This is a genomic window from Arthrobacter globiformis NBRC 12137 (genome assembly GCF_000238915.1).
Lineage (GTDB): Bacteria > Actinomycetota > Actinomycetes > Actinomycetales > Micrococcaceae > Arthrobacter > Arthrobacter globiformis.
This window is the reverse complement of the sequence record NZ_BAEG01000032.1, coordinates 25,993-48,209: the sequence shown is the minus strand read 5'-3', so window position 1 is coordinate 48,209 and position 22,217 is coordinate 25,993. Positions and strand designations below refer to the sequence as shown.

The following is a 22,217-nucleotide window of genomic DNA, read 5'->3' as shown; positions in this document are numbered from 1 at the left end:
GGGACTGGCGGGGCCTCTTGGCGCTGGAGTGCGGCCGGCAGCTAGGCGCTCGGGGCGATTTCCGGGATGCGCGGCTTGGCGTTGCCGGCGAAGGTGAACTTCGCGTCGTCGCCTTCGCCGTCCACATCCACCACCACGATGTCGCCGGGGTGCAGCTCGCCGAAGAGGATCTTCTCGGAGAGCTGGTCCTCGATCTCGCGCTGGATGGTGCGGCGCAGCGGCCGGGCACCCATGGCGGGATCGTAGCCGCGGGTGGCCAGGAGAACCTTGGCTGCCTTGGTCAGCTCGATGCCCATGTCCTTGTCCTTGAGGCGCTTCTCCAGGCGCGTCACGAACAGGTCCACGATCTCGATGATCTCGTCCTGCGTCAGCTGCGGGAACACCACGACGTCGTCAACACGGTTGAGGAACTCGGGGCGGAAGTGCTGCTTGAGCTCCTCCGTGACCCGGGCGCGCATCCGGTTGTAGCCGGTCTGGGTGTCCGTGCCGGACTGGAAACCGGTGGCAACGCTTTTGGAGATGTCCCGGGTTCCGAGGTTCGTGGTCATGATGATCACGGTGTTCTTGAAGTCCACCACGCGGCCCTGGGAGTCGGTCAGGCGGCCGTCTTCCAGGATCTGCAGCAGCGAGTTGAAGAGGTCCGCGTGGGCCTTCTCCACTTCGTCGAACAGGACCACGGAGAACGGACGGCGGCGGACCTTCTCGGTCAGCTGCCCGCCCTCTTCGTAGCCGACGTAGCCCGGAGGGGCACCGAAGAGCCGGGACACCGTGTGCTTCTCGGAGTACTCGGACATGTCCAGCGTGATGAGGGCATCCTCTTCACCGAACAGGAACTCCGCGAGGGCCTTGGCGAGCTCGGTCTTGCCGACGCCGGTGGGGCCGGCGAAGATGAACGAGCCGCCCGGACGCTTCGGGTCCTTCAGGCCGGCACGGGTGCGGCGGATGGCCTGGGACAGGGCCTTGATGGCTTCGTCCTGGCCGACGACGCGCTTGTGCAGTTCGTCTTCCATCTTCAGCAGGCGCGAGGATTCTTCCTCGGTCAGCTTGAAGACCGGGATGCCCGTGGAGTTGGCGAGGACTTCGGCGATCAGGTCCTCGTCCACCTCGGAGATGTCGTCCATGCCGCCGGTCTTCCAGTGGCGTTCCTTCTCGGAGCGCTCCGTGATGAGCTTCTGCTCCTTGTCGCGCAGCGCGGCAGCACCCTCGAAGTCCTGCGCGTCAATCGCGGACTCCTTCTCCATCTTCAGCTCGGAGATGCGCTCATCCATCTCCTTGAGCTCCGGAGGAGCAGTCATGCGGCGGATCCGGAGCCGGGCCCCGGCTTCGTCGATGAGGTCGATCGCCTTGTCCGGCAGGAACCGGTCCGAAATGTAGCGTTCGGAGAGGTTCGCGGCCGAGGCGAGGGCGCCGTCGGTAATGGTGACGCGGTGGTGCGCCTCGTAGCGGTCACGCAGGCCCTTGAGGATCTCGATCGCGTGCGCAACCGATGGCTCCTTGACCTGGATGGGCTGGAAGCGGCGCTCAAGCGCGGCGTCCTTCTCGATGTGCTTGCGGTACTCGTCCAAAGTGGTGGCACCAATGGTCTGCAGCTCGCCCCGGGCCAGCATCGGCTTCAGGATCGAGGCCGCGTCGATGGCACCTTCGGCGGCACCGGCGCCCACGAGGGTGTGGATCTCGTCGATGAAGAGGATGATGTCGCCGCGGGTGCGGATTTCCTTGAGGACCTTCTTCAGCCGCTCTTCGAAGTCACCGCGGTAGCGGGAGCCGGCCACGAGGGAGCCAAGGTCCAGCGTGTACAGCTGCTTGTCCTTGATGGTCTCCGGCACGTCGCCGCGCACGATCGCCTGGGCCAGTCCCTCGACGACGGCGGTCTTGCCGACGCCGGGCTCACCGATCAGCACGGGGTTGTTCTTGGTGCGGCGGGAAAGGACCTGCATGACGCGTTCCATTTCCTGCTCGCGGCCGATCACAGGGTCCAGCTTGTTCTCACGGGCGGCCTGTGTCAGGTTCCGGCCGAACTGGTCCAGCACCACAGAGCCGGCGGGGGTACCCTCTGCCTGGCTCTGGCCGACGCCGGCGCCAGTGCTTTCTTTGCCCTGGTAGCCGGAGAGCAGCTGGATCACCTGCTGGCGGACCCGGTTGAGGTCGGCACCGAGCTTCACCAGCACCTGCGCCGCCACACCCTCACCCTCGCGGATGAGTCCCAGCAGGATGTGCTCCGTGCCGATGTAGTTGTGGCCGAGCTGCAGGGCTTCGCGCAGCGAAAGCTCCAGCACCTTCTTTGCACGCGGCGTGAAGGGGATGTGGCCGGAAGGCGCCTGCTGGCCCTGGCCGATGATCTCCTGCACCTGCTCGCGGACGCCGTCGAGCGAAATGCTCAAGGACTCAAGAGCTTTGGCGGCAACGCCCTCACCCTCGTGGATCAGACCCAAGAGGATGTGTTCGGTACCAATGTAATTGTGGTTCAGCATGCGTGCCTCTTCTTGGGCAAGCACAACTACGCGACGGGCACGGTCCGTAAATCGCTCAAACATTTCGCCACACTCCTAGCTACGACGTACTTTGATGCTACGTGGGGGAACCCTGACTTGGGGAGCTTGTTCGCCACAGGGGAAACCGGGGGTCTTGCACGGGTCCGCGCAGCCGGCCTAACGGCCCTGCCGGCGCGATGCCGGAGAAGGCCTGAATAGCATCCGGCTGGCACGCGGCGTGAATTTACCGTTTCGCTTGGCGGGGTGCCGGAAATCACCCGGCGCGGAATGTGCCAGCGGCAGCAGATTAGCTTGCACACCGTCGGATTCCCGTGGTCATCGGAATCGATTACCCGCCTGGCTGCGGTTCTGATTAACGCCGGTTCTGATTAATGCGGACGGCAGCGGCCGGTTAAAGCGCAGCGCCCCCGTCAACCGGGGGCGCCGCACATTTGCTTCGAACTTTTTGCCCTGGCTGATTGTCAGGGCTCCAGGCTAGGAATTGGCCTTTTGGTAGGCTTCCTGGATTTCTGCCTGAATACGGCCGCGCGCGTTTACGGTATAACCGTGGTCCCGCGCCCACTGGCGTATCTGGGCAGAGTCCTGACTGCGTCCTCCCGTTGCCTTGGCACGGGTCGGACGGCCGCCGGACGTTTTGCGGCCGGCTGAAACAAAGCGTTCCAGTGATGACCGCAGTTCTGAAGCGTTGGCCGAGGACAGGTCAATTTCATAACCGACGCCATCCAGGCCGAAGCGAACGGTTTCGTCCGCAGATCCCCCATCCAGATCGTCCACGAGGACGATATTGACTTTCTGTGCCATCAAAAATCTCTCTTTTGGAAAGGACGTGTAATCAGAAAAGCAGGATGTTTCCACCTGAAGTATCTCCCCCAATAAGGCAACGCGTCAAAACACGCAATGGTTCCTTGGGGAAAACCGCGGGGCGAAAAAAGTCACCTGCTATTTGTCTGATTTACTCGGCGGTTCTGCGGAATCGTCTCCGGCTGCCGCCTGCGCGTCGGCTTCGGCCTGCGCGCGTGCTTCGGCCTGGCGTTCTGCCTTGTCCGCGTTAAAGATCGACTTCATTGCAAACCAAAAGAGCAAGCCAACTACCAGCGAGGGCAGCAGTACGGCGACGTAGTCCATCATCAGTGGCCTTCGGGCTTGAGCAGGGGGAAGAGAATGGTTTCGCGGATGCCAGCGCCGGTGAAGAGCATGACCAGCCGGTCGATGCCCAGGCCGATGCCGCCCATGGGAGGCGCACCGTACTCCAGGGCGCGGAGGAAGTCCTCGTCCAGCTGCATTGCCTCGACGTCGCCGGCTGCCGCGTGCATGGACTGTTCGGTGAGGCGTTCGCGCTGGATGACCGGGTCAATGAGCTCGGAGAAGGCGGTGCCGCGCTCCATGCCGCCGATAATCAGGTCCCAGGCCTCGATCAGGCGGCCGTCCTCGCGGTGCGGGCGGGCCAGCGGCTGTGCGGACGGCGGGTAGTCGTAGACAAACGTGGGGTTCAGCAGGGTGGGTTCCACGATTTCGCCGAAGAGTTCCACCGCCAGCTTCTCGGCATCCCACTTGGGGTCCACCTTGACGTCGTGCTTCCCGGCCACGGCTCGCAGTTCCTCGAGTGTGGTGTCGGGGGTGATCTCCTGGCCCACTGCTTCGGAAAGCCCCGGGTATACGGCCACCCAGGCCCAGTCGCCGTCGAGGTTGATCTCCCCCGCCTCGGTCTGCAGCGTGCGTCCGGCCCCCACGGCGTCCGCGGCGTCCAGGATGATCTCCTTGATGCGCTCGGCCATGACGAACTGGTCCGCCCACGCCTCGTAGCACTCGAGCGTGGTGAACTCCGGGCTGTGGGTCGAGTCCACACCTTCGTTGCGGAACACGCGGCCCATGTCGTAGACGCGGTCGATGCCGCCCACCACGGCGCGCTTGAGGTAGAGCTCGGTGGCGATGCGCAGCGTCATCTTCTGGTCGAACGCGTTCATGTGCGTTTCGAACGGACGGGCGAGGGCGCCGCCGTGGACCAGCTGGAGGATGGGCGTCTCCACCTCGACGTAGGCGTGGCGGAACAGGGTCTCGCGGATGGAACGGGTGATGGCGGCGCGGGTGTAGACCATTTCGCGGGCCTCGTCGCGGACCATCAGGTCCACGTAGCGCTGGCGGACGCGGGTTTCCTCGTTGAGTTCGGCGTGCAGCACCGGCAGCGGGCGCAGCGCCTTGGAGGCCATGGACCAGGACTCGGCCATGACGGAGAGCTCACCGCGGCGGGACGAGATGACTTCGCCCTTGATGAAGACGTGGTCGCCCAGGTCAACCAGGGCCTTCCAGTCCGCGAGCGCCTCTTCGCCCACGTTCGCCAGGCTGAGCATGGCCTGCAGCCGGGTGCCCTTGCCGTCGGTGCCGCCTTCCTGCAATGTGGCGAAGCACAGCTTGCCCGTGTTCCGGACGAACACCACGCGGCCGGTGACGCCCACGACGTCGCCGGTGGTCTCGTCGGCCTGCAGGTGGACGTACTTTTCGCGGATCTCGCTGAGCGAGTGCGTGCGCTCAACACCCACCGGGTACGCCTCCGACCCGCGTTCGATCAGCTTGGCGCGCTTGTCCATGCGGATGCGCATCTGTTCGCTGGCGTCGAGCGGTTCTGGGGCGTTCTTGGGGGCGGGGGTGTTTTGGGAAGTCACAGTCATCAAGTTTACCGGGACTTCCCGGATCGGAGTTCGGCCCCCCGCACCTTGGAGTTTTTGTCCAGATATTCGGACTTCCAAGGCCATTTGGGCGCGATATCAGTACAAAAACTCCGGAGGGGGTGGGGCATAGACTCGGGCTGTGGAGACCTGGACAGTTGAGACGGACGACGACGGCAGCCGGCTTGAGGTGCACTCCTTCAGGCCCGCCACACTCACCCGCGCCCACGGCGGCAGCATGGCCGGCACTTCTGCCGGCAGTGCCTCCGCGAAAGGTGACCCGGCCCCGGTGACGGCGCCCGGCGTCGTCGTTATCCACGGAACACTGGTGACCGACGCACTGTACCGGCCGTTCGCGCGCAACCTGAGCCTCCTGCTGAGCCGGCCGGTGCACTGTTACAACCGCCGCGGCCGCGCCGGTTCCGCGCCGCAGCCGGACGGCTATTCCGTCACCACCGAGATCGGGGACCTCGCCGCCGTGATGAAGGCGACGGGGTCGGAGGATGTGGTGGCGCACAGCTTCGGCGGCTTCGTGGCCCTTCAGGCGGCGCGCAACATGCCGTTGCGCCGGCTCGTCACGTACGACGCCGCGGTGTCCCTTTCCGGCAACCTGGACCACCGCTGGCGGCCGGAACTGGAGCAGGCCGTGACGGAGGGGCAGCTTAACCATGCCTGGGCGCATTTGGTGCAGGGCCTGGCCACGGCCGGGCCGTTGTCGTACCTGCCCCTCGGCGCGCTGCGGATGCTGAGCATCATGTCGGCCCGGACCAACGTCGGAGCCGAAATGCGGGAGTTGCTGCCGACGGCCGTCAAGGAGATGCGGGCGGTGCTCGACGCCGACGCTGAGCTCGCGGATTACATGGAACTGACCACCCCCACGCTGATGCTCAGCGGCGGCTGGAGCCCGGGATACTTTGCCGACACCGGCCGGCAGCTGGCGTCGGCGGTGCCGGCCATCGACTTCGCGGTGGTTCCCGGCCAGCTGCACGAGGGGCCGATCCGGCCGGGCAAGCGCCTGGCCATCCGGATGGCGCGCTTCCTGAACGGCACTGACGGAACCGTCCGGCCACTGAGCAGGAAGCGCCGGCGCAGGTAGCCGCTGGCTGTCAGCAGGGGCCCGCCTCCGATAGGCTCGGAGCATGACTCGCGAGATCATCAGCACACCCGACGGCGGCAAGCTCGAGCTGTTCAGCACGGGCGCTGAGTTGGCCACGGCCGGTTCCGGCGTGGTTGTGGTTACGGCCTCCATGGTGACGGCGGCGGACTACACCCGCTTCGCGCAGAAACTCAGCGCCTCCCTCGGCCGGCCGGTGCACACATTCAACCGCCGCGGCCGGGGCGCCTCCTCCGAACAGGCCGGGGATTACACCCTGGACGTCGACATCCGCGACCTCGACACCGTCATGAAGCACACGGCCAGCACCGACGTCTTCGGCCACAGCTTCGGCGGCGCCGTGGCTATCCACGCGGCGCGGACCCTCCCGGTGGAACGGCTCGCCGTCTACGATCCCGCGGTCTCCGTCAACCACAGCGTCACGGCCGACTGGACCGCCGAATACGAACGGGCGACGGCGGCCGGGGACGACGACCGTGCCCTCGCGGTCCTGCTCCGCGGGCTCGAGGCCGAGAGCGCCTTCTCCTCCCGCATGCCGCTGTCCATGATGACCCTCGCCAACAAGCTCACGGCGGGAACGTCGGTGGGCAAGCAGATGCGCGAAATGATGCGCACCGGTGTCCGGGAGATCAAGGCGATCATCGCGGCGGACATGCCGGCCGAACCGTTCCTGGCGCTGCCGCTCGAGACGCTCATCATCGTGGGCGAGAAGAGCCCGGCCTACTTCGGCGTGGCCTGCGGCCAGATCCACGACGTCCTCTCCGGCTCCAGCTACACCATCCTGCCGGGCTTCGGGCACGACGGCGCCAACCGCGCCCCGGACAAGCTCATCACCGAACTCAGCGAGTTCTTCGCCGGCTGAGCCCCCGCTGGTTGGGCCTGTCGAAACCACAGCGCGAACGAACACTTGAGCCCCACTTTCCGGGACTTTCCGGGGCTTAAGTGTACGTTCGCGCTTCGGTGGCGGGGCTTAAGTGTTCGTTCGCGCCCTAGTGGGCGGCGGGTGTGCCTTCGGCTCCTGCCGTCTTCCGCATCATGGTGGAAAGTACGACGGCGGCAACGGCTATGACGGTTGCCGTCAGGAATGCGGCATTCATGCCCGCAACGAGGCCGGAGCCCGCGGAAACGAAGGCGAAGATGGACACGAGCAGTGCCGTGCCCGCCGCGCCGGCCACCTGCTGCAGGGTGCTCATGATGGCCGAGCCGTGCGAGTACAGGTGCGGCGGCAACGGGTTCAGGCCGGTGGTGAAGGCCGGCGTGAAGAGCAGCGCGAGCCCGAAACTGAGCCCGACGTGCAAGGTGACGATCCACCAGACCGGAGTGCCGGCGTCGAGCATTGCGAACTGCCAGAGTGTCAGGACCATGAGCGAGGATCCGGTGACCGTCAGCGGCAGGGGGCCGACCTTGTCGAACAGGCGGCCGATCACCGGGCCGAGCAGACCCATGGCGAGGCCCCCGGGCAGCAGGGCCAGGCCGGTCTCAAGCGACTGCAGCCCGCGGATCTCCTGCAGGTACAGCGGCAGCAGGATCACGGCGCCGAACAGGGCCACCATGGACACCACCATCAGCAGCACGGACACCGTGAACATCCGGAAATTGAAGGCCCGCAGGTCCAGCAGCGGAGCCTCGGACCTCTGCAGCCGGAGCTGGCGGAACGTGAACGCGGCAAGGCCGGCCACACCAACAACCAGCGCCACCACGGCCAGCATGCTCGGGCCGCTGCTGCCGCCGTGGCCGCCGCCGATCTGGCTGAGGCCGTAGACGAGGCCGCCGAAGGCGGGGACGGTCAGGACCACGGAGAGGAAGTCGAGCCTGGACTTTTCGGTCTCGCCGACGTTGGTGAGGAACCTGGCGCCAATTGCCAGGGCCGCCAGGGCAATGGGCAGGACAAAGATGAACATGAAGCGCCAGGAGAAGTGCTGCAGGATGAAACCGGAAACCGTGGGTCCCATGGCCGGTGCGACGGAAATGGCAATGCTGACATTGCCCATCACGGCGCCGCGGCGGGCCAGCGGGACCAGAGTGAGGATGGTGGTCATCAGCAGCGGAAGCATGATGGCGGTACCGCCGGCCTGGATGATCCGCGCCAGCAGGAGGATTTCATAGCCGGGCGCCGCGGCGGCGAGCGCCGTGCCGCCGGCGAACAGACCCATTGCCAGGAGGAAGACGGACCGGGTCGACAACCGCTGGAGGATGAAGCCGGTGGTCGGAATCACCACGGCCATGGTCAGCATGAACCCGGTGGAGAGCCACTGGACGGTGGGGGCATCCACGCGCAGGTCCACCATGAGCCGCTGCAGGGCAACGTTCATGATGGTTTCGTTCAGGATCACCACGAAGGTGGCCACCAGCAGCGTGACGATCACCGTCACGGACTCGCGGGACATCTTGTCCGACGGCGGTGCTGCGGCCGGGGATGCCGGCGCACCGGCCGGCGTTACAACGGGAGCGGCCGGCTCCCGGGCAGGTTCGCCAGACGAGTTGGACGTGACGTTGGTAGACATGGCGAGGCCCTCAGGGAGTTGGAGTGGTGGCTGGCGGTCAGCGCCGCTGCAGACTCCAACAGTGTAGTGGCACCGCTCATTCCCCGCACAGGGCCCAAGCCACCCGGCAAGTTACTCGTTAGGAACTGAGCGGCACGTTGTCGATCAGCCGCACGGCGCCCACCTTCGCGGCGACCAGTGCCAGCCCTTCACCGCGGAAGGGTGTCTCGTGGCAGTTCTCGGCGAGCGGCTCCAGCGTGACGGGATCCACGACGTCGAGGTAGTCGAGCCGGACCAGGGGCTGGGACTCGATCAGTGCCCTGGCCGAGCCCACATCGAGGGGCCCGTTGGTGTTCGCCCGCTCCTCAATGAGGTGCAGCGCGCGGGACAGGACCAGCGCTGCCTCCCGTTCCTCGTCCGAGAGGAAGCGGTTCCGGCTGGACAGTGCCAGCCCGTCGGCGGCGCGGGCGGTTGGCACCGCCACGATCTCCACGGGAAAGTTCAGGTCCGCCACCATCCGGCGCACCAGGACCAGCTGCTGCGCATCCTTCTGGCCAAAATAGGCGCGGTACGCCGGCAATCCGCCGCCGGCGCCGGCAACGAAGGCGCTGCCACCGGGGAGGCCCGTGCTGGGGATGCCCAGGTGCAGCAGCTTGGCCACCACGGTGAGCGCGCCGTCGAAGTGCCCGGGCCGGGAGGCGCCCTCCCACTTCTCCCCCAGCGGGCCGGAGGTGACCCGGACCATCGGCTGGCCGCCCGGGTACATCTCCTCGACCGACGGCGCGAAGACCAGGTCCACGCCCTGCTCCTCCAGCAGCGCCATGTCCGCCTCGAGGGTCCGTGGATACCGGTCCAGGTCCTGCGCCTCGCCGAACTGCAGCGGGTTCACAAAGATGGAGGCCACCACAACATCGTTCTGTTCGACGGCGGCCCGCGCCAGCCGCCCGTGGCCAGCGTGCAGGGCGCCCATGGTGGGCACGAGGCCCAACGACGAGCCGTTCTTTTGCGTCAGCAGCAGCCGGCTTTGTGCACGGAGGGAGTCCGCCGTCGTTACGAGTCGGATTGCCATGTCAGTGTCCTCCCTTGGCCCTGTGGCCGTTTTCATGCACGGCCGTCACGGCCCTATGCCGGGCCGTCGTCATCGGTGCCCTCGAGTGCGATACGAATATTGTCCGCCTGATCCGGCTTCAGCAAACCCCGCCCTTCAGCGCGCGTGGCGGTGGCCCGCGCCATGGCGAGGTACGCGGCGAGGACGTCCCCGCCTGTCCCGCCGTCGTGCTCGCGCAGCGCGCGGGCGTGCGCCTCCACCGTGCCGGCGTCCCCCCGCGCCACCGGGCCGGTCAGCGCCGTCTCGCCGGAGGCAAGCGCGTTCTCCAGGGTTGCCCGAAGCAGCGGCCCGAGCATGCGGTCCGGGGCCTCGACGCCCACCTCGGCGAGCAGCTGCGACGCCTGCGCCACGAGCGTGACCAGGTGGTTCGAACCGTGGGCCAGGGCCGCGTGGTAGATCGTGCGGTCGCCCTCGGCGATGACCACCGGTTCGGCCCCCATTTCGACGACGAGGGCCTGGGCGATGGGGAGCATGGCGGCGTCCGCTGTGACACCGAACGTGCAGTCCAGCAGGCGGGTCAGGTCCAGGCTCATGCCGGTGAAGGTCATGGCCGGGTGCAGCGCCAGCGGCACGGCACCCGCTGCCCGGACGGGATGCAGCACGCCGACGCCGAACCTGCCTGACGTGTGCGCCACGAGCTGGCCGGGCTGCCAGGCGCCGAGCTTGGCGAGCCCTTCCACGAGTCCGCCGAGGGCATCATCGGGGACGGCCAGGAGCACCAGTTCCGCGCGTTCCACGATGTCCTGGATCTCCAGGACGGGAACGCCGGGCAGCAGGGTTTCGGCCCGCTCCCGGCTCGCGTCGGAGACGGCCGAAACCCCGACGACGGCGTGCTCGGCTGCGCGGAGCGCCGCACCGAGGACGGCGCCCACTTTGCCGGCACCGATGATTCCGACGCCGAGGCGTCCTGGCTTAGCCACGTTGCTGGCCTTCCTGTTGGGGTGCTGTCGGGGGTCGTTGATCGAGCTTGGGGCCACGCCAGCCGGGTTCCCTAGGAGAGCTTGCGAGCCTAGGGGGCTGCTGGGGAGTGAGATCAGGGGTTTCGGCGGGCTCAACCAGCGGAGTCGGGGCCGGCTCGGTCAGTGCGGGGGCCACCTGCGCCAGCCACTGTTCGCTTGTCTGGCGCCGGCGGGCGGCGCGGGCGCGGGCTGCCTGGGCGTCGAAGAGCGCCTGCGCCTCCCGGATGTCGGCCTGGATCACCCGGGGCACCACCGGACCCGCGGTGGTGTGCAGCACGAGATCGGCCAGGCCAAACCGGCGGGCGAGGGGCCCCTGCTGCAGCGCAATCGACTGCGTCCGCTGGTGCGGCACCACCACAAGCTGCCGCCACCAGCGGCCCGACCGCATGAGCAGCGCAGTGTCCGTGGCCGCGAAGGCGTTGCGCCGCCAGCCCAGCGGCGCCAGCAGCCGCGCACGGCGCGGCGTGGTGACAAAACCGGCGTCGGAATCCAGCCCGTTCACCCCCTGGTGGAACACGCGCAGCGGATCGGCAGTTCCCGGATCGGGCAGCACCAGGGCCAGCATGTTCAGGACGTCGTCCATCTTTCCCACCGGCAGCAGCGTGGTGCGGGAGCCGCCCTCGCCGTTGTTCGCTCCGGCCCCGTACCCGGCGGCGTTGACCTGCATCCGGTACCAGCCGAAGAGGCGCCACAGCGGCGGCTGGGCCACCCTGAGCGCCTGGACCCGGCCCGGCGGCAGGGTCTGCGCCTGCGTGTCGAGCAGCCCGTACCGGAGCCGGATGCCGTCCGGGGAGATGGCCGCCGTGAAGTTGTAGCCCTTGCTGAACGAGTTCCAGTACGCGGCAATGAGGCCGAGGGCCGCGGGAATCAGGTACAGGAAAAAGGCCCTGTTTTCGGTGAGCGCGGACAGCATCACGGATGCCGCGGCGCCCAGGACCACAAAGACGCTCTGCTCGCTGAGCAGGAGCGAACCGACAAGACGCGACGGCGGGACCTGCAGTACCAGCTGCTCCGGGGCCTCGGGGGCGGCTGCTTCGGGGTGCTCGGGATCCAGCCGGATTCCCGACGCGCGGGCAAGGATGGTGGCGCGCAGCTGCCGGGCGTCGTCGATGCGCAGGAATGCCAGCCGGACGGCGGATTCGCCGGCGTCGGCAACTTCGAACTTGAGTTCCGCGAGGCCGAAGATCCTGGCGAGCAGCGGCTGGACGATGTCGATGGCCTGGACGCGGTCCAGCCGTGCCTGCCGCTGCTGCTTGAACAGGAAGCCCGTGTTGACCCGGACGTAGCCCTCCGCCACCTGGTACCGGGTGAAGTACCAGGACAGGATGAAGCCCAGCACAGCCAGCACCAGCAACAATGCCCCGCCGCCCAGGAGCCACGGGGCGCGGCCGGCGATGCGGTCATCGATCAGCGGCTGGCCCTGGAGCATCCGTTCAAAGCTGTCACGCCCGAAGAAGTAGCCGATGGCCGCCAGCGCAACCCAGCCACGAACGAACGGTGTGGCCGGGTGCACTCGCAGCCACTCGCCGTCGGGCTTTCCGGAAGCGAGGCCGCCGGCGCTCACAGCCCGGCCAGCCTGGCTTCGCCGCGCGCTGAGAGCTGTTCCCTGAGCCGGGCGCCTTCCTCGGCGGGAAGCCCGGGAATGCCGGCGTTGGTTCCGGCGGACGCCGTGTGCAGCTTCAGGGTGCACAGCCCCAGCCCGCGTTCCACCGGGCCGGCGCTGATGTCCACGTACTGCATGCGGCCGTACGGCACCACCATGACACGCTGGAAGAAGATGCCGCCGCGGATGAGGAGGTCATCGTCGCGCTCGGCATAGCCAATGGCGCGCACCTGCCGCGGGATCAGGACCAGGCGCCACAGTGCCAGCAGCAGCATGAAAGCGGGAATGCCGATGGCCAGCCACAGCGGCGGCCACCGCCACCAGCCGAGCCGGACGAACACCAGCGGAAGGCTCAGCACGGCCACCATGACCAGGTTGCCGAGGGCCCACTCCACGAGCCGGACCGTGACGTACTTCGGGGACACACGCAGCCAGGTGATCCCGGGAGGATCAATCGCCGCGGTAGGCATACTCGCCTTCTCCCTTGGCCTTGCCCCGGCCATGGCCCGGCAGGCCTTTGCTGGCGTCCGTCTCGCCGTCCTCCGGCGGAATCTTGCAGAAGCGTTCGACGACGAGCCCCACCACGATCATGACCAGCCCGCCGCCGGCCATCCCGAGGGCGAGCCAGGTGACGTCCAGCCCGCTGCGGATGCTCCAGAACCGCAACTGGTCCAGGAAGATGCCGGCGTGCCAGCCCAGCAGCATCGCGCCGGTGTAGGCGCAGGCCTGGGCGAGGACCAGCGTCCACGCCGCCAGGATGGGGTTCAGCATTTTCTTCTTCTTGCCGTTCCGCCAGCGGAGCACGCGGATGCCCAGCACCAGGGTCAGGGCCACAATCACGCCCATGGTGACCAGCGCCGTGGCCGGCAGGACCGGCGTGGCCATGCCGTAACGGACGATCAGGACGGCAGCGGACCAGCCGGCGATGGCCAGGGCAATGCCCACGACTGCGAGCAGCAGAGGACTCACGGGCTTCACGGCTGTTCCACCGCCCCGCCATCGGGCACACCGTCGAAGTCCCCGAAACCGTCGAACGGCTTCAGGTCCGGGAAGTCGGCAGCCCTGAGGGCAAGCTCCCCCACCGGCTGCCCGTTAAGGGTGGCGGAGGGGTCCATCTGGGCCCAGGGGAAAAGCACGAAGGCCCGCACTGCCGCAAAGGGATGGGGAAGGGTGAGTACGGGATCGTCACTCTCTAGCTCACCGTAAACGATCACGTCGACGTCGAGCGTCCGCGGACCCCAGTGGACCTCACGCACGCGGTGGTGCTTGTTTTCCACCGACTGGCAGTGCCTGAGAAGCTCAAGCGGCTCCAGCGAGGTTTCAACCGAAATCACCATGTTGAGGAAGTCCGGCTGCCCGGCGGGGCCGCCGACGGCCTTGGTCTGCACTATCGGCGAGACGGCCAGGAGCCGCACCTCCGGGCGGTCCACAAGGTCCGCAACCGCCTCGGACAGCGTCTCGTTCCGCGCCCCAAGGTTGCTGCCCAGCGCCAGCACCGCCCGGGTGTAGGCGGTCCTGGCCGGTGCCGGCTGCTCCACCGGTTTCTCATGCAGTGCGGGGGCCGGAGTCATGTCCGCTCCCGGTAGACGCTGACGGCGACGTCGCCGAAGGGAACCTCGATGGGCGCCTTCGGCTTGTGCACCGTGATCTCCACGGCCTGGATCCTGAATTCCTTGAGCAGGCCCTCGGCCATGCGCACAGCCAATCCCTCAATCAGGTTCAGGGGCTCGCCGGTGATCCAGTCGGTGATCCGTCCGGCCACCTCGCCGTAGTGGGCGGTGTCGCGGACGTCGTCCGACTCCGCTGCCTGGCTGAAATCCAGGTGCAGCACGGCGTCCACAACAAACGGCTGGCCTTCGCGGCGCTCAAAATCGAACACCCCGTGGTAGCCGGTGGCGGTGACACCGGTCAGCGAGATCCTGTCCATGGCTGTTCTGCTAGGCCTTCCTGGTCAGCGGCCGTGGTCCGGGGCCGCCATGCGGGCGGCCACTTTGACGGCGTCAAGGCTGGGTCCGACGTCGTGCACGCGCACGGCCCAGGCGCCGCGGGCGGCGCTGATGGCGGTGATGGCCGCCGTGGCGGCGTCGCGCTCTTCCGGGAGCGCTGCCTTGCCGGCGACCGTCAGGAGCGTGCCAAGGAAGCGTTTGCGGGACGCGCCCACCAGAACCTTGTGGCCCATGGCGTCGAGCCGGTCCAGGTTCCGCAGCAGTTCCCAGTTCTGCACGTCAGTCTTCGAGAACCCGATGCCCGGGTCCACGATGATCTGCTCGGGCAGGACGCCGGCCGCGTACAGCTTGTCGCGGACGCCGTTCAGTTCGGAGACGACGTCGTCCGCGACGTCGTCGTACTCCGTCAGGGAGGTCATGGTCTTGGCGTCGCCGCGGCGGTGGGTCAGGACATACGGCACCTTCGTCTTTGCCACGAGCTCGGCCATGCCGGGTTCGATGGTGAGGCCGGAGATGTCGTTGATGATCGCTGCGCCGGCATTTAGCGCGGCTTCGGCGGTGGAGACATGGGTGGTGTCGATGCTGACCAGCGCGCCGGCCTTCACGAGGGCTTCGATGACAGGCAACACCCGCCGCTGCTCTTCCTCCGGGCTGACCTCCTCGGCGCCGGGGCGGGTGGATTCGCCCCCGACGTCGATGATGTCGGCACCCGCGTAGAACATCCGCAGGCCGGCGGCGATGGCGGTGTCGGCCGTCGGGTGCTTGCCGCCGTCGCTGAACGAATCGGGGGTGACGTTGAGGATGCCCATGACGAGCGTGCGGTCGGTGGGCAGGTCGTCGAACTTGGCTGCCGGCCGCGGTTTGCGCAGGATGGGCAGGGGTGATGTTGCGGGGCCGGTTCCAGGTGCTGCAGCTAGGGAATCCATAGTCTGTTTTTTACCTTCCGAGGATGAGGCTCATGGCTTCGGCGCGGGTGGCCGGGTCATGAAGTTGCCCGCGAACCGCGCTTGTGACGGTTTTGGCTCCGGGCTTGCGGATGCCGCGCATGGACATGCACATGTGTTCGCATTCCACCACCACGATGGCTCCGCGCGGCTTGAGGAAAGTGACCAGTGCTTCAACGATCTGCGTGGTGAGGCGCTCCTGCACCTGCGGGCGGCGGGCGTAGATGTCCACCAGGCGTGCCAGCTTGCTCAGGCCGGTCACCCTGCCGTCGTGCGAGGGGATGTACCCCACATGCGCGACACCGTGGAACGGCACCAGGTGGTGCTCGCAGGTGGAGTAGAACGGGATGTCCTTCACCAGCACGAGTTCCTCGTGGTCGAGGTCGAAGGTGGTGCCGAGCACGCTGCCCGGATCCTGGTGCAGGCCGGCAAACACCTCGGCATAGGCTTTGGCCACACGCTTGGGTGTGTCCTGCAGCCCGCCGCGGTCCGGGTCCTCGCCTATGGCCAGCAGGATTTCCCGCACAGCTGCTTCAATTCGGGGCCTGTCCACCTTGTGGTGGTGGCCCGATCCGCCCACCGCCGAATGGTCGGCGGTGGCGGTGAGGTCGTCGTCGTCGAAGTGAGTCACACCAAAGAGCTTAGCCGTGGTGGCCGTCTGGTCCGGCTTCCGTTACTCCGCCCTGGAAGGAGGCGTCCTCCGGAACACCCTGGGGATGCGGCGGAATTGCGTCCAGCGGTTCCTCGAGGCGGGCTTCCTTGGCTTCTTCCTGGGCTTCGCGTTCTGCACGCTCCTGCCGCGACTCCACCGGACCGGCCATCTGGACGGGACGGGTCTCCTTGGACAGCCAGATCTCGCGGAAATCCCGCTTGCGGATGTCGCGGAAGACGTCGGCGATTTCGGCCTGGTTCAGGGTTTCCCGTTCCAGCAGTTCCAGGGCCAGGCGGTCCAGGACGTCCCGGTTCTCGGTGAGGATCGCGTAGGCCTCGTCGTGGGCCTGGTCGATCAGGCGGCGGACCTCCTCATCAACGATGTAGGCGATCTGGTCGGAGTAGTTCCGCTCATGGCTGGCGTCGCGGCCGAGGAACGGCTCGCCGCCGCCCTGGCCAAGGCGCACGGCGCCCACGCGTTCGCTCATGCCGTACTGGGTGACCATCTGGCGGGCCGTGGACGTGGCCTTTTCAATGTCGTTCGAGGCGCCGGTGGACGGATCGTGGAAGACGATTTCCTCGGCCACGCGGCCGCCCATGGCGTAGGCCATCTGGTCCAACAGTTCGTTACGGGTGACGGAGTACTTGTCGTTCTCCGGGACCACCATGGTGTAGCCCAGGGCGCGGCCGCGGGGCAGGATGGTGATTTTGGTGACCGGCGCGGAGTTCCGCAGCGCCGCGGCTACCAGGGCGTGGCCGCCCTCGTGGTACGCGGTGATCTTGCGCTCGTGCTCCTTCATGACGCGGCTGCGCTTCTGCGGGCCGGCCATGACACGGTCGATGGCCTCGTCCAGTGCGCGGTCATCGATGAGGTTGGCGTTGGAGCGGGCGGTCAGCAAGGCGGCCTCGTTGAGCACGTTGGCCAGGTCTGCACCCGTGTAGCCGGGGGTCTTCTTGGCGACGGCCTTGAGGTCCACTCCCTGCGCGATCGGCTTGCCCTTGGCGTGGACCTGGAGGATCTGGTCGCGCCCGACGAGGTCCGGGGCTTCCACAGAGACCTGCCGGTCGAAGCGGCCGGGACGCAGCAGCGCCGGGTCCAGCACGTCGGGCCGGTTGGTGGCGGCGATCAGGATGACGTTGGTCTTGACATCGAAGCCGTCCATTTCCACCAGGAGCTGGTTGAGGGTCTGCTCGCGCTCGTCGTTGCCGCCGCCGATGCCGGCACCGCGGTGGCGTCCGACGGCGTCGATCTCGTCAACGAAGATGATGGCGGGTGCGTTGGACTTGGCCTGCTCGAAGAGGTCGCGGACGCGGGAGGCGCCGACGCCGACGAACATTTCCACGAAGTCCGAGCCCGAGATGGAGAAGAACGGTACGCCGGCCTCGCCTGCGACGGCGCGGGCCAGGAGGGTCTTGCCGGTGCCCGGAGGGCCGTAGAGCAGGACACCCTTGGGGATCTTGGCCCCGACGGCCTGGAACTTGGCAGGCTCTGCCAGGAATTCCTTGATTTCCTGCAGTTCCTCGACCGCCTCATCTGCGCCGGCGACGTCCGCGAAGGTCACCTGGGGCATGTCCTTGCTGACCATCTTGGCCTTGGACTTGCCGAACTGCATGACCTTGGAGCCGCCGCCCTGCATGCGGGACAGGAGGAACCAGAACAGGACACCGAGCAGCAGCACCGGCACCAGCAGCGAGAAGAGTCCCGAGAGCCAGTTGCTCTCCACCGGCTGGTCCGTGTAGCCCTTGGAGGGGTTCGCAGCAGTCACGGCCTTGACGACGTCCGGGCCGCGGTCATTGACAAAGAAGAACTGGACGTTCTTGCCCTTGTCCTGGCCGTCGATGACGAGGTTGTCTTTCAGCACCAGGTCGACGCGGTTTTCGCCGTCGAAGATCTTGGCCTGTTCCACCTTGCCGCTCTGGGCGAGAAGCTCGAGGCCCGGCTGCGTGTCGATGCGCGTCGAGCCGCCCGGAGCCAACGTTGCAAAGGCCAGCAGAAGCATGCCGACCACAACAATGATCCAAATGCCCGGGCCCTTGAAGAAACTCTTAGCTTTCATCTGTTCGGGGGCTGGCCCCGTCCCTCCTGGTAGTGCTGCACGGCGCGAGGACTGCGCGCGTGTGGTGCTGCGTCGTTTCTAGCTATACACCGTCAGGACTAATTCACGCACGGTGTAATACAAAAGTTCCCTCAGGGCGTAGTGGCTGGTGGGAGCGCGAACGGGTCCTCGTTGGGCCCGCGGGCGGCATTTCTGCACCACTCTCAGGCCGCCCGGAAACAGCCCCCGCGAATTTGCAGCCTGCGGCCATGAGCCGGCCCTCCAAAGTGGTGCAGAAATGCCCGGCCTCGGTTGTCCACATGGACCTTTATCCACAAATGAAGGCGTCCCCCTGCCAGAATGGAACCCGGCGGGGCCACGCTGGACGGCATGCAGCCCACGGAGTTCCTCTCGCGGCACGGCGGCGCAGCCAGGCTGGCCCACCTCCGCCGGGCGGGATTTAGCCGAAGCCAGATCGGTCAGGCGGTGAACTCCGGGCTGTTGCTCAATTCCCGGCACGGGGTCTACCAGTTGCCTCAAGCGAACTGTGATTTCGTGCGGGCCTACGAATCCAACGCCGCGGTGACCTGTGTGTCGGCGGCCGGCCACTACTCCCTCTGGACGCTCAAGGCTCCCGTCGAACCGCATCTCGCAGCCTGCCACCGGCGGCTGCCCCGCGGCGTCCGTTCCCACAGGTTCAGCGGAAATATCTCGACCCTGCAGCCGCCCGTGCTCCCGCTGAAGGATGTCCTCATCCACGCGCTCCAATGCCTGCCCGAGCTGGAGTCCTTGGTGATGGCGGAATGTGCCTACAACCGCGGCGAGATCGACCTCGATTTCCTGCGTCGGCTGCTGCCCGGAGCCCGCAACGGCCGGGCGCGTGCGGTGCTCGACCTCGTGGAACGCGGGTCGGATTCCCTGCTGGAAACGGTGGCCCGGGTACTGTTCCGGCGGCACGGTTTCGATGTGCGCACCCAAGTCTACTTGGCGGGAATCGGCTATGTGGATTTTCTGCTCAACGGATGCCTGATTGTGGAAATCGATGGCGTTGGCTTCCATCTGAACAAGCCCCAGTTCAAGAAGGACATCCGGCGGAACAACGTTGGGGCGGCCGCCGTCGGGCTTTTCTGTACCTCTTTGAACGGCAATGCGCCGCCGACGGGCCCGTGTTTCCAGGGTCCGACGGCGGCGCAGTCACCGAAAGCGGTGCAGAAATGTGGGGCCAGCTCCGGCAGGGGCGCCTACTCGTAGACGTGCGGGGCCAGGGTGCCCACGAAGTCCAGGTTGCGGTACTTCTCGGCGTAATCCAGGCCGTAGCCCACCACGAACTCGTTCGGGATGTCATAGCCGACGTACTTGACGTCGATCTCCACCTTGGCGGCGGTCGGCTTGCGGAAGGCCGTGCAGATTTCCACCGAGGCGGTGCCGCGGGATTCGAGGTTGGTCTTCAGCCAGGACAGGGTGAGGCCGGAGTCGATGATGTCCTCGACGATGAGCACATCCTTGCCCATCAGGTCCGTGTCGAGGTCCTTGAGGATTCGCACCACGCCCGAGGACTGCGTGCCGGAGCCATAGGAGGAGACTGCCATCCAGTCCATGGAGATGTGGCTGTGCAGTGCACGCGCAAGGTCAGCCATGACCATGACCGCACCCTTGAGCACGCCCACGATGAGGATTTCACGGCCTTCGTAGTCCTTGTCGATCTGCGCCGCGAGCTCGGTGATGCGCTGCTGGATCTGTTCCTTGGTGTAGAGAACGTGCTTGAGGTCTGCCTGGACGTCGGATGAATCCACCAATTGCTCCTGTGTAGATGCGGGTGCGACTATTTGCGGGACGGTTTATGAAGCCGGAATACAAGCTTCCCACAGCGGGCGGCCTCGCGGGGAACGCCTTCCGTCCCGCTCGGCCCCTGGGCACGCTCCCGGTCCTGCAGCTCGGCGAGCGAGAGGCGGTACACGCTTACCCCGCCGGGCAGTTCCACCGGACCGGCCGAGCCCTTCCGCCGCAGCAGTGCTTCCGCCGCCAAAAGGCGCTGGTAGCTGGGCTGTTGACCGCCGACGCCGGCAGCCGCCATAGCGATCACCCGGAACCGGATGGCCGGGGCAAGGTCAGTGAGGGCAGCCTCCGGGAGGCTGATGTCCGGGCCGTCGTACTCAGCGAGCGACTCGTAAGTGCTGTTGGCCACGTCCGCCAGGTAATCGGCATCCAGCTGCAGAATGGCGGCGGTGCGAGCGAGGGACTCGGCAACGCCCGGACCGAGTTTTTCCTCCAGCACCGGCATGACCTCCACCCTGGTCCGCGAACGCGCGAAGGCAGGATCAGAATTGCTGGGGTCGTGCCAGGGATCGAGGTCCTCTGCACGGCAGATCTCCAGGGTGTCCGCCCTGCGCAGGCCAAGGAATGGCCGGAGCAGCTTGCCCCGGGCAGGGCGCATCCCGGCCAGGGACCGCGTGCCTGAGCCGCGGGCCAGGCCGAGCAGCACCTGCTCCGCCTGGTCATCGAGTGTGTGCCCCAGGAGGATCGCGCCGGCTTCCCACTCCCCTGCCGCCGCCTCGAGTGCGGCATGGCGCGCATCGCGGGCTGCAGCTTCCGGACCGAAACCGGTGGAGGCGACATCGACAGTGCGGATCTGCACCGGGTCCAGTCCCAGGTCCCGGAGGGTCTCAGCGGTTCTCGCCGCAACATCAGCGGATCCGGGCTGCAGTTGGTGGTCCACAACCACCGCGCCTACGGTGACGGGACGGCCGTCCACGTGGCCGCGGCGCGCAAAGTAGGCGGCCACGGCTGCCAGGGCCAGGGAATCGGGGCCGCCGCTGCAGGCCACCAGGACGCGCCCGGGATAGCCGGATTCGGCCAGCGCATCCTGCAGCATTTTCCGTGCTGTGCCGAGGACCGGCGCCAAACGGCCAGGCCGCCGCCTTCCGCTGGGAACGGGCCCACTGGGAACGGGCCCGCCGGCAGCAGGCCCGCCGCGGACAGAGCCGCCTGGAGTGTTGGGGAGGTGCTGCACGAAAACCTAGAAACCCATCCTGTCGAGCCAGATCCTGGCGTTGTGGATTTCCTCTTCGGTGGGCAGGTTCGCCGGAGCCTCCCAGACGCGGTTGAAGCCGTCCATCCCGGCCACGTCCACCACGGCGCGGACAAACTTGGCGCCGTCGCTGTACTGCTTCATCTTGGCGTCCAGGCCCAGCAGGCTGCGGATGAACTTCTCAATGACACCCCTGTCCTTGCCGCGGGCGTTGAACCGCTGCCGGATGGTCTTCACTGAAGGGACGATGCTGGCGTCCACGGCGTCCATCACCACGTTGGCGTGGCCTTCGAGCAGGCTCATGACCGCCGTCAGGTGGGACAGTGAGGCTTTCTCCTCGGGATCCTGCAGGAGATCGAGGATGGCGCCGCGGCCGGGAGTGGAACCGGAGGCGGCGCGGTCCTTGAGCGAGCGTGCGGCCGCCGAGGCACGTTCCATCAGGGAGTCCACGTTGCCCAGAAGGTGCCCGCTGAGGTTGTCGATCTCGTTCAGCATGTGGTGCCGGAGCCACGGTGCCGCTGCGAACTGCACGCGGTGCGTCTGCTCGTGCAGGCACACCCAAAGCCGGAAATCAGTGGGGTCCACATTCAGCTCGCGTTCGACGGCGATGATGTTGGGCGCGACGAGCAGCAGGCGGCCGCCCGACGGCGCCTGCGATCCTTCAGCGAGCGCGGCAAACGGATCATACTGGCCCAGGACCTTGCTGGAGAGGAACGCGAGCACGGCGCCGAGCTGGCTGCCGGTGATGGCTCCGCTGACCGTGGCGGCTCCGGGGCTGACGGTGCCGCGGCGGTTCTCCAGCATCTTTTCGATGGCGGGCTTCAGCATCACCGCGAAGCTCTGCGTGTTGGCCTTCGCCCACGAGGCACGGTCCACGACGAGGACGGAGGAGTCACGGAGATCCCGAGCAGCTTCCAGCCCGGTGATCTGGTGGACGTACGAAACGGAGGCATCTGCCAGCTCCCGCAGCTGGGAGACGGCGTCCCCGATCTCGGCAGCAGTCAGCGTCGGACCGGGCGGAGCCAGCCGTGCTGCTGCGGACGCGGCAAGGTCCCAGTTGATGAGGGCCTGGGCAGGGGCGGATGACTGGCTTGCAGTGGACTCCATACGCTCCATCAGAACATACGTGCCTTGCAGCGCGCCTTAAGTTCGCTGACCGGCGAACGGCAAGGGCACCACACCGGAGCCAT

General features: G+C 67.0%; 21 protein-coding genes. 3 read left to right on the top strand and 18 right to left on the bottom strand.

From position 1 onward, the window contains the following. Window positions 1-41: 41 nt before the first annotated feature. The 4 genes from ARGLB_RS05310 to lysS form a co-directional block, all read right to left on the bottom strand. The gene (locus ARGLB_RS05310) at window positions 42-2,534 is read right to left on the bottom strand and encodes an ATP-dependent Clp protease ATP-binding subunit (RefSeq protein ID WP_003799759.1); all 2,493 of its coding nucleotides are present in this window, start codon (window positions 2,532-2,534) and stop codon (window positions 42-44) included. Between the two features lie 432 nt (window positions 2,535-2,966). Then, window positions 2,967-3,293, bottom strand: a complete 327-nt coding sequence (locus ARGLB_RS05305; protein WP_003799757.1) for a histone-like nucleoid-structuring protein Lsr2 — start codon at window positions 3,291-3,293, stop codon at window positions 2,967-2,969. Between the two features lie 138 nt (window positions 3,294-3,431). Continuing rightward, on the bottom strand, window positions 3,432-3,617 hold the full coding sequence (locus ARGLB_RS05300; RefSeq protein WP_043418082.1) for a hypothetical protein: 186 nt from the start codon (window positions 3,615-3,617) through the stop codon (window positions 3,432-3,434). 2 nt (window positions 3,618-3,619) lie between these two features. Further along, window positions 3,620-5,158 carry a lysine--tRNA ligase gene (gene lysS / locus ARGLB_RS05295; RefSeq protein WP_003799753.1) on the bottom strand — a complete coding sequence of 513 codons (1,539 nt, stop codon included), beginning with the start codon at window positions 5,156-5,158 and terminating at the stop codon, window positions 3,620-3,622. 139 nt (window positions 5,159-5,297) lie between these two features. On the opposite strand from lysS, the gene ARGLB_RS05290 reads away from it, so the two are divergent. Both ARGLB_RS05290 and ARGLB_RS05285 read left to right on the top strand, forming a co-directional pair. Then, window positions 5,298-6,251 (top strand): alpha/beta fold hydrolase, encoded by a 954-nt coding sequence (locus tag ARGLB_RS05290; protein WP_050934284.1) that lies wholly within the window; start codon window positions 5,298-5,300, stop codon window positions 6,249-6,251. A gap of 43 nt (window positions 6,252-6,294) precedes the next feature. Beyond that, entirely contained in the window at window positions 6,295-7,131 is an 837-nt protein-coding gene (locus tag ARGLB_RS05285; protein ID WP_003799749.1) for an alpha/beta fold hydrolase, read from the top strand. A gap of 127 nt (window positions 7,132-7,258) precedes the next feature. Here the strand turns inward: ARGLB_RS05285 and ARGLB_RS05280 are convergent, their stop codons facing one another. The 11 genes from ARGLB_RS05280 to ftsH all read right to left on the bottom strand — a co-directional run bounded on the left by ARGLB_RS05280 (window position 7,259) and on the right by ftsH (window position 18,020). Beyond that, window positions 7,259-8,773: an MDR family MFS transporter gene (locus tag ARGLB_RS05280; RefSeq protein WP_003799746.1), complete on the bottom strand. Its 1,515-nt coding sequence runs from the start codon at window positions 8,771-8,773 to the stop codon at window positions 7,259-7,261. A 118-nt stretch (window positions 8,774-8,891) separates the two neighbouring features. Continuing rightward, window positions 8,892-9,821, bottom strand: coding sequence for a 4-phosphopantoate--beta-alanine ligase (locus ARGLB_RS05275; protein ID WP_003799745.1), 930 nt, complete (start codon window positions 9,819-9,821; stop codon window positions 8,892-8,894). A gap of 53 nt (window positions 9,822-9,874) precedes the next feature. Beyond that, complete coding sequence (locus ARGLB_RS05270; RefSeq protein ID WP_003799743.1) at window positions 9,875-10,780, bottom strand: Rossmann-like and DUF2520 domain-containing protein; 906 nt, start codon at window positions 10,778-10,780, stop codon at window positions 9,875-9,877. Continuing rightward, complete coding sequence (locus ARGLB_RS05265; protein WP_003799740.1) at window positions 10,773-12,383, bottom strand: PH domain-containing protein; 1,611 nt, start codon at window positions 12,381-12,383, stop codon at window positions 10,773-10,775. The genes ARGLB_RS05270 and ARGLB_RS05265 overlap by 8 nt, the downstream gene beginning before the upstream one ends. Further along, window positions 12,380-12,892: a PH domain-containing protein gene (locus ARGLB_RS05260; protein ID WP_003799739.1), complete on the bottom strand. Its 513-nt coding sequence runs from the start codon at window positions 12,890-12,892 to the stop codon at window positions 12,380-12,382. Before ARGLB_RS05260 ends, ARGLB_RS05265 begins: the two co-directional genes overlap by 4 nt. Then, window positions 12,873-13,400, bottom strand: a complete 528-nt coding sequence (locus ARGLB_RS05255; RefSeq protein WP_003799737.1) for a DUF3180 domain-containing protein — start codon at window positions 13,398-13,400, stop codon at window positions 12,873-12,875. The genes ARGLB_RS05260 and ARGLB_RS05255 overlap by 20 nt, the downstream gene beginning before the upstream one ends. Then, window positions 13,397-13,993: a 2-amino-4-hydroxy-6-hydroxymethyldihydropteridine diphosphokinase gene (gene folK / locus ARGLB_RS05250; protein ID WP_003799735.1), complete on the bottom strand. Its 597-nt coding sequence runs from the start codon at window positions 13,991-13,993 to the stop codon at window positions 13,397-13,399. Before folK ends, ARGLB_RS05255 begins: the two co-directional genes overlap by 4 nt. After that, a complete protein-coding gene (gene folB, locus ARGLB_RS05245) occupies window positions 13,990-14,349 on the bottom strand; it encodes a dihydroneopterin aldolase (RefSeq protein ID WP_003799734.1) in 360 nt (119 codons plus the stop codon). The genes folK and folB overlap by 4 nt, the downstream gene beginning before the upstream one ends. Window positions 14,350-14,373: 24 nt before the next feature. After that, window positions 14,374-15,294: a dihydropteroate synthase gene (folP, locus tag ARGLB_RS05240; RefSeq protein ID WP_003799732.1), complete on the bottom strand. Its 921-nt coding sequence runs from the start codon at window positions 15,292-15,294 to the stop codon at window positions 14,374-14,376. A 10-nt stretch (window positions 15,295-15,304) separates the two neighbouring features. Beyond that, a complete protein-coding gene (gene folE / locus ARGLB_RS05235) occupies window positions 15,305-15,943 on the bottom strand; it encodes a GTP cyclohydrolase I FolE (RefSeq protein WP_003799730.1) in 639 nt (212 codons plus the stop codon). A 10-nt stretch (window positions 15,944-15,953) separates the two neighbouring features. Continuing rightward, window positions 15,954-18,020, bottom strand: a complete 2,067-nt coding sequence (ftsH, locus tag ARGLB_RS05230) for an ATP-dependent zinc metalloprotease FtsH (RefSeq protein WP_003799728.1) — start codon at window positions 18,018-18,020, stop codon at window positions 15,954-15,956. 339 nt (window positions 18,021-18,359) lie between these two features. On the opposite strand from ftsH, the gene ARGLB_RS05225 reads away from it, so the two are divergent. After that, window positions 18,360-19,250, top strand: coding sequence for a type IV toxin-antitoxin system AbiEi family antitoxin domain-containing protein (locus tag ARGLB_RS05225; RefSeq protein WP_003799726.1), 891 nt, complete (start codon window positions 18,360-18,362; stop codon window positions 19,248-19,250). Here ARGLB_RS05225 and hpt read toward each other — a convergent pair. The 3 genes from hpt to ARGLB_RS05210 form a co-directional block, all read right to left on the bottom strand. Further along, on the bottom strand, window positions 19,241-19,792 hold the full coding sequence (gene hpt / locus ARGLB_RS05220) for a hypoxanthine phosphoribosyltransferase (RefSeq protein ID WP_003799723.1): 552 nt from the start codon (window positions 19,790-19,792) through the stop codon (window positions 19,241-19,243). The two genes, ARGLB_RS05225 and hpt, sit on opposite strands and share 10 nt — an antisense overlap. Window positions 19,793-19,821: 29 nt before the next feature. Further along, window positions 19,822-20,871 carry a tRNA lysidine(34) synthetase TilS gene (gene tilS, locus ARGLB_RS05215; RefSeq protein ID WP_003799720.1) on the bottom strand — a complete coding sequence of 350 codons (1,050 nt, stop codon included), beginning with the start codon at window positions 20,869-20,871 and terminating at the stop codon, window positions 19,822-19,824. A gap of 144 nt (window positions 20,872-21,015) precedes the next feature. Continuing rightward, window positions 21,016-22,134: an Rv3626c family coenzyme F420 biosynthesis-associated protein gene (locus ARGLB_RS05210; RefSeq protein ID WP_003799718.1), complete on the bottom strand. Its 1,119-nt coding sequence runs from the start codon at window positions 22,132-22,134 to the stop codon at window positions 21,016-21,018. Between the last annotated feature and the right edge of the window lie 83 nt (window positions 22,135-22,217).